At 38.4% G+C, this 7546-nt stretch carries 6 protein-coding genes; 1 reads left to right on the top strand and 5 read right to left on the bottom strand.

The features are described from left to right. Window positions 1-123: 123 nt before the first annotated feature. The 5 genes from Q8N37_01555 to Q8N37_01535 all read right to left on the bottom strand — a co-directional run bounded on the left by Q8N37_01555 (window position 124) and on the right by Q8N37_01535 (window position 6002). On the bottom strand, window positions 124-1044 hold the full coding sequence (locus tag Q8N37_01555) for an FtsQ-type POTRA domain-containing protein (protein ID MDP3057190.1): 921 nt from the start codon (window positions 1042-1044) through the stop codon (window positions 124-126). 42 nt (window positions 1045-1086) lie between these two features. Continuing rightward, window positions 1087-2121 (bottom strand): peptidoglycan bridge formation glycyltransferase FemA/FemB family protein, encoded by a 1035-nt coding sequence (locus Q8N37_01550; protein MDP3057189.1) that lies wholly within the window; start codon window positions 2119-2121, stop codon window positions 1087-1089. Between the two features lie 5 nt (window positions 2122-2126). Continuing rightward, window positions 2127-3422, bottom strand: coding sequence for a DegT/DnrJ/EryC1/StrS family aminotransferase (locus Q8N37_01545; GenBank protein ID MDP3057188.1), 1296 nt, complete (start codon window positions 3420-3422; stop codon window positions 2127-2129). 5 nt (window positions 3423-3427) lie between these two features. After that, a complete protein-coding gene (murF, locus tag Q8N37_01540) occupies window positions 3428-5104 on the bottom strand; it encodes a UDP-N-acetylmuramoyl-tripeptide--D-alanyl-D-alanine ligase (GenBank protein MDP3057187.1) in 1677 nt (558 codons plus the stop codon). A 223-nt stretch (window positions 5105-5327) separates the two neighbouring features. Continuing rightward, window positions 5328-6002, bottom strand: coding sequence for an alpha/beta hydrolase (locus tag Q8N37_01535; protein ID MDP3057186.1), 675 nt, complete (start codon window positions 6000-6002; stop codon window positions 5328-5330). Between Q8N37_01535 and gatA the strand changes: the two genes are divergently transcribed. Further along, complete coding sequence (gatA, locus tag Q8N37_01530) at window positions 6001-7512, top strand: Asp-tRNA(Asn)/Glu-tRNA(Gln) amidotransferase subunit GatA (GenBank protein MDP3057185.1); 1512 nt, start codon at window positions 6001-6003, stop codon at window positions 7510-7512. The two genes, Q8N37_01535 and gatA, sit on opposite strands and share 2 nt — an antisense overlap. Window positions 7513-7546 lie beyond the last annotated feature (34 nt).

The following is a 7546-nucleotide window of genomic DNA, read 5'->3' as shown; positions in this document are numbered from 1 at the left end:
TTAAATTTTAAGGGAACAATTTTTATCCCGAACCTTATATGGTTTGGGGCCTCCTTATTAAAAAAGGAAGATAAAATCTCCCCTCGAACCAAAGATTAGCACATTCAAATACGTATGTCAAATTCATTGTTTTGCCTCATTTTTCGGTTTTACATTAATCCTGTCGACGATTCGGAGATCGATATATTCATAATTCATGCTTTTATTACCGTTTTTCTTCAATTCATCTTTTATAAATGCACTTAAATCACTGATCTGCTCGTCAGCACCGCGATTCAGATCGAAATATATTTTCAAATTCTCATTTGTTATCAAATGTAATTCCCTTTCAGCCAATGGAAGAATATATAAATAAGCCAGGTTTAAACCGGTTTTATTGTTAAAATCATATGAAATTTTCCGAATGAAATTTTTCAGATTTTCATCGCCAATTTTAATCCCCATTTCAATCGGCTCATCCCGAAAAACTTTTACAGAACCGCCGGAGACACTGTCGCCAATTTTTTCATAGATCAAACCATTTTCATCGCTTAAATAACATTGTGGGATCTCGTATGACAATACTTCATCGCTTGGAGCATTTTTATCATTTGTAATTTTTTCAATTTTTATTTTATTGCACCAGGAAATATCTGCCGGTTTTTCAGTGATAATAACTTTGATGGTTTGAGGAAATTTTTTTTCGATCTTGACAGCATTAATATTGCCAAACCGGTTTATAACAGCGCTTTCCATGCCGGCCGGATCAATTAATAAAAGGTTATTGTTGATCATTTTAAAAATTTTCTGATTGGCGCGCGATATGATCATTTCCCTGATCTCATCGCTATTTACAACTTTATTTCCTTCAACGATAACATTTTTTACGGCTAATATCGGCGTAAAGAAAATTTCATAAATTATTCCGCCAATCAAAAAAACAACACTCATTCTAATAACAAAATTTTTTATAGCATGAAGTTTATTGCTTAGCGCCCGCCGACCCCGCGGTTCGCTTCCGCGATTCGAATAATAATTTTGACTGGATGATCGCCCTCTGAACATTTTTTTAAAAAATAATTAGAAATTAGAAATTAGAAATTTTATCTAATACCCTCTTTTCCATCGCCTTATTGATTCTACTGTCCAGTTCAACCAATATTTTAGCGTGATCGGCAGGTCCTGGCAATGCAAATACTCTTCTTTGTATCCGCCAAAGCCGGTTTTAAAAAGGGTCAGCCCCGCCCAGGGATGTTTTGGTTTATTCTCCGGCGCAATCCCCCAAAAATTGAATATTCGGCATCCGCGTTTTTTTGCTTCCAAAATTATCTTCCAGAGCAATAAATATGACGCGGGAATTTTAGAAGCCTCGGATGCGCCATGATGATAAAAAGCTGATCCGCCGCAAAATACGATGATCGCCGATGACAGGATTTTTCCATTATGTCTGGCAAAAAAAACGGATATCTCGTTATCGGGCATAAACGCCTCAAATTCTTTTTTTAAATAATCTCTGGAAAACGGCACAAATCCATGCCGGCCGACAGTTCGTTCGTGAATTTTGTAAAACTCTTCGATTCCCGCAATATTTTTAACTTCCGTAATCTCAATATTCTCGCGTTCGGCCCGGCGAATGAGATTGCGCGTGGTTTTTCGCATTGATTGCAAAATCTCATCTTCGTTTTTGGAAATATCCAAAAGCCAAGAAAGTTCCGGATGCATCATGTGAATTGGCGCGTTTCGAAAACCGTAATCCTGGAATATCATTAAATTATCCGGCGTGTTTCCCGCCAACGGACAAATTCTCACAAAATCCACCTTTTCCGAAATTGCCAAATTTTTCAAATGATCAAATAACGAATTCCAATATTTTTTATTTAATAGCAAGTGCGGACAAAAAAGAAACCTGACTCGCTTTGCGATTATTTTAATTACAAGCACGACACCAACCAGTTCTTCACCGTCAAAAAACCCCAGCCGCCAAATTTTTCTTGCCCCGTTGGCTTGTCCTGCGGGGTCTCCCATTTTTTCATTAAATTCGCCCCAATTCCACGATTGTAAAAATGTATTCGGTCCGCCAGCCGGCGGATTGTAAATAAAATTTTCCCATTGAATTTTGTCGGTTATCTCTTTGATTTCCATTTTTTTTACGATTTGAAAAATTCTTTGATTAAATCTGCCACTTTTCTCGCATCCTCTTCACTTGTGTTTATATTCGTCGGAAGATCAAGCGATTTTAATCCTACGCGCTCCGCAATCTGACAATCGCCTTTTTTATAACCGAATTTTTCTTCCTCGATCCCTTTTGGCCCCAGCGCGCCCGGAAACCAGTCTCCTAAAATTATATGCTTTTCGGCGGCAAAATTCAATAACTTATCGCGGCGCGCAACCTGAATAGTATAGTATAAAAAAGTTGATTTAGCGGCGGAAGAAATTGCGGGCATTATTATTTCAGTATGATTTTTAAAAGAACTTCCGTAAATCTCTGCGATTTTCCGCCGATGATCATTAAATCGTTCCATTTTTTTAAATTGATTGAACGCTAAGACAGCCAAGATATTTGGAAATTTATAGCCGTAAAAATCAACAGCATTCCCCGTTTTTTCTTCCGCGCTATATGCTCGGCTTATTAATCCTATTTTCTGCCAAAATAAAATTTTGATCTTGCCCAAGGAAAAAAAATAATAAACCGGCAAAGAACACCAGAATACGAGCGGGTGCGCCAGCTGCTGAAAAATCCATTTTAACGGCGGAAAATCCATGTTACTTTGAATTTTTTTTATTTTTTCCGCTAATATTTGATCTTTAACGATCGCCATCCCGCCGCTTGTGGAAGAAATTATTTTATCGCGGCCAAAACTGAAAAAAGCAGCGTCACCGAATGTTCCTGTTTTTTTCCCGCCAAATTCTGCGCCGAGAGAATGTGCGCAATCCTCGATCAATAATAAATTATGCTTCTGGCAAAGCGCTGTAATTTTATCCATTTCCGCCGGAATGCCGAAAGTATGCTGAACGATTATCGCTTTGGTGTTTTCCGTAATTTTTTCCTCAACTTTAACAGGATCAATATTATAAGTATCCTCCTTGATATCTGCATATACAGGAACAAAACCTGCCTGTTTAACCGCGATAGGAATAGCAATAGTGGTATAGGCCTGAATAATAATCTCTGAGCGCTGAACAGTGAATGCCGAGCCTAAAAAAATAGAAATACTTTTCAAAATCGCATATAATCCAACCCGGCCGGAAGAAAAACTAAACGCATGCTTTACACTAAAATATTCCTTGAATTTTTCTTCCAATTCGCTAATTTCTTTTCCTGACCGCCATTTGCTCCAATTCCACGGCAAAAACATGCTCAAAACAAGCTTAATATCGTCAAATTCGGCGTTTGGCAAAAGCGCGGCAGAAACAGGAGCATATTTTTTAAAAATCCTATGCATAATAATTAATCATATTTTAGCAATTCTAAAATTTTTCCCGCTCCACGGCTGACGAATAACACTGTATCACTCGACTTTAATTCATTTTCTAAATATTCCGAGATTTTTTTAGCATTCTTTTCATTTTTTATTTCTATGTTCGACTCTTTGTTTTTCGCTGCACCTTTCCTGATATCCGAAATATAATAATTGTCAAGGAAAAAAAGCTTCGCGGCGATCGCGGAAATTTCCTTTCCAAGCTTTTGATGGATTTCATGCGCGCGAGAACCCAATTCGATCAATGACGACATAACTATAATTTTTCTTCCTCGCTGATTCTTAATATAATTCAATGCGGCAAATACTCCGTCCGGATTTGCGTTGTAAGTATCGTCAACCATGCTTGAACCGTTCGGCCCGGCCAAAATTTTAAGGGTAAAATCCAAATGGCTGATTTTTTTAGCTATTTGGGAAATTTCATCCAAATCCATGCCAAGCTCTTGTGCGGCAATAATTGCCGCTAATACATTGGAAATATTATGCGTGCCTGTAATATTGACGGCAAAATCCTTGATATCAGCCCCTGAAATAAATTTAAATTTTATATTTTGGCGATCGTTCGCTTCGCCAATCGCGTAAACATCCGACTTAGCGCCGACCGAATATAGTTTTATTCTCGCTTTGATCTTTTCAGCCAGTGAATTACTGAGCTCCAAGCCATCCTGAATATTCGCATCTCCAGCATTCAAAATCGCCAGTCCGTCTTTCGGCAATGAATCGACAAGTTGAAATTTCGCCTTAATTGTATTTTTAATACTCCCGAAAAGCGCCAAGTGCTGCTCATTTATGGCGGTAATTATGCCGATTTTAGGCTTCACTATGTCGCAAATTTCTTTTATCTCGCCGATTTTATACGCGCCCATCTCCACCACGAAAATTTCATAATTTTTATCCAGTTTATCCAAAATTAATTGCGCTATGCCGATCGCCGTATTGATATTGGCAGGGGTTTTAAGGATTTTTTCGCCCACGGCGGATCCGCCAGAGGCGGAATATTTTTTAGATTTAGATAAAATTTCATAAAGTATTTCCTTGGTCGTGGATTTCCCATAGCTTCCGGTAATACCGATTACTTTTAAATTTGAAAATTTGGCGATCTTCACTCTTGCCCTTCTAATCGTCCAGGCTTTAAAAATTCCGCTTATGATGTTTAAAATAGTTACAAACAAGAAAATAACCGCCGGCATAATGAAAAAAATAACCGCCATAATTATCATTACCATCTTATAATCATCCAATGCGCTAATAATATTTAAAAGTAAAGATCTTACGACCAACAGATTAACTGAATCTATTGATAGGTTTAATTTTGAAAAAGAAAATGGATCAAAAGAAAGAATGGCTGAAAAAGTTTGCGGTAAATAAATTTGAAACGCTAAAATCAATGCCGCAATTCCGGATAAAAATGAAAGAATACCGATAATAATTGCCTTTACGGTAAACTTAAAAAACTTTTTTTGCCTTAACGCGGAATAACCAATCAGCGTCAAAAAAACGTTTTTGGCGCCAATGTCCTGAAAATGCGCCCGCACCCTATCACAGCGATATTCTTTTAATTGCCAAAGCCAGCACCAAAACAAAACTTGTTTTTGAATACCCAATATAAAAAATACCGCTAAAACAATAGGAATAATTTGTTGCATAATCGTGAAAAATATTTTATAATGCCTTTAGTAGGAGGAGAATGGATCTTTTGATCTTGCTTAAAACCGCCATAAACGCCATAAAAAGCAAAATGTTCCTTACTATTCTAATAAACTTATTCTTTACTGTTACGTTTATTGCGATAGTATTAATAACCATTACTGGAACAAGCGCTTATTGTATAGGCATAAAAATAAAAAAAGCTTTAAAATGACATGGTTTTTAACCATTGTCTTTTTTTATAAATTCCGATACAATTTTAGCAAATTTTTCGGGATATTGATAGGGCAAACTATGATTGGCCTCATTGATAATTTTCAATTTACTCCGCCCACCGGCGGATTCAATTTTCAAATTCATTGCTTTGGCATCACTCAAGGACGTTGACCGGTCTTGTTCACCCCAAATCAGCAACGCTGGAGTCTTAATTTTTTTCAAACAGTCAGTCAAATCTTCATCGATAATCTTTTTAAAAGTTTCTCTCATTACGCCTTTCGTCTCGTAATAATCATTCTCCCGCGCGGCTTTGTATAATATTTTTTGCGCTGATTTTTCCAATCGGTTGATCAACGGCAAAGAAAATACTGTTTTCCCTGCTTTTGCCAGCACAAAAAATATTTTCTGTTTTAACGTCGGACTATGCTTGATCCCTGCAGCGCCGGTTAAAACCAATGCCCTTAATTTTTCCGGATATCGAGCGCTAAACTTTATAGCAATGCGTCCGCCGAATGAATGTCCGATCAAAATAAACTTTTCTAATTTTAAAATATCGCTCAGTTTTTTTACCAATTCAACATAATCTTCTACGCCCCACGCTTGCCGCGGATTATCGCTTTTGCCAAAACCTGGCAAATCCGGAATTAAAATCGTAAATCGTAAATCGTAAATCGTATTCATGAATTTAACTGACATAACAATTGAACAGGCGCATTCTGGCTTGGTAAAGCGAGAATTTTCTGCCTTAGAGTTGGTAAAAAGCTGTTTGACGCGAATTAAAAGCATTGACAGCAAGACAAAATCTTTTATTACGGTTACCGAAGAAAAAGCGTTAAGTGACGCAAAAAAAGCGGATAAAGAGATTAATCAATTATTGGAAGACGGGGAAGAGATTGATTTTTTGACGGGAATTCCGGTGGCAATAAAAGATAATATTTTGGTAAAAGGAATTTTATGCACCGCTTCTTCCAATATTCTGGCAAATTATGTTGCTCCTTATAACGCGACAGTGGTTGAAAAGATAAAGAATAAAAAAGGAATTATTCTCGGCAAAGTTAATCTGGATGCTTTTGCGCATGGAGCTTCGACAGAAAATTCCGATTTTGGCCCGACTCATAATCCTTGGGACTTAGACAGAACTCCGGGCGGGTCATCCGGCGGATCAGCCGCCAGTGTGGCCGCCGGCGAGGCTTTATACGCTTTGGGAACGGATACGGGAGGTTCAATAAGATGTCCGGCGTCATTTTGCGGCGTGGTCGGATTAAAGCCCAGTTATGGCCGAATATCCCGTTATGGCTTGATTAGCATGACTTCATCCACCGATTGCCCGGGAATTATCACTAAGACAGTAAAAGACGCGGCGATAGTTTTGGAACGTTTGGCGGGTCAGGATAAAAAAGACCTGACAACGCCGAATATCGCGGTGTTTGATTATGTAAAATATTTGGATAAGGAAAATATTAACGGCTTGAAGATCGGCGTGCCCGATGAGTATTTTGCCGAAGGATTAGATCCGGAAGTTTTGAAAGCGGTTAGGGAAGCCATCGCGCTTTTGGAAGAAAAAGGCGCAAAGGCAATTCCTGTCAGTTTGCCCAATACAAAATATGCTGTTCCGGTTTATTATATTATCACTCCCGCCGAAGTTAGCTCGAATTTGGCGCGTTTTGACGGGATAAGGTATGGTTACTCGGTGGAGAACGACGGCAAGTATAGCTCGGAAATAAAAAATCTTTGGGAAGTTTATTTAAAAAGCCGGCGATATGGGTTTGGCGATGAAGCCAAAAGAAGAATAATGCTGGGAACCTATACGCTTTCCGCCGGTTATTACGATGCGTATTATTTAAAAGCGCAAAAAGTCAGGACTTTGATCAAAAAAGATTTTGATGAGGCTTTTAAAGAAGTTGATTGCCTGATAACCCCAACCGCGCCTCATGTGGCTTTCAAGATCGGCTCAAGAGCTACTCCTCTGGAGATGTATTTGGAAGATATTTTTGTCAGCGCGGTGTCGCTGGCCGGCCTTCCGGCAATTTCCATTCCTTGCGGTTTTGCCAAGCCTAAGGACGGGGATATTCCTATGCCGATCGGCATGCAGATAATCGGAAAAGGCTTTGATGAGCAAACTGTCTTATCGGTGGCTAATATTTACGAAAAAGCGACGGACTGGCATAAAGCGAGGCCGAAATTAAAATAATTAGATCAACCAATAATTAGTTTAATTTACAATA

This window comes from bacterium (assembly GCA_030693205.1).
In the GTDB taxonomy this organism is placed as follows: domain Bacteria; phylum Patescibacteriota; class Minisyncoccia; order JAHIHE01; family JAHIHE01; genus JAHILZ01.
This window is presented reverse-complemented; position numbering and strand designations above follow the sequence as displayed.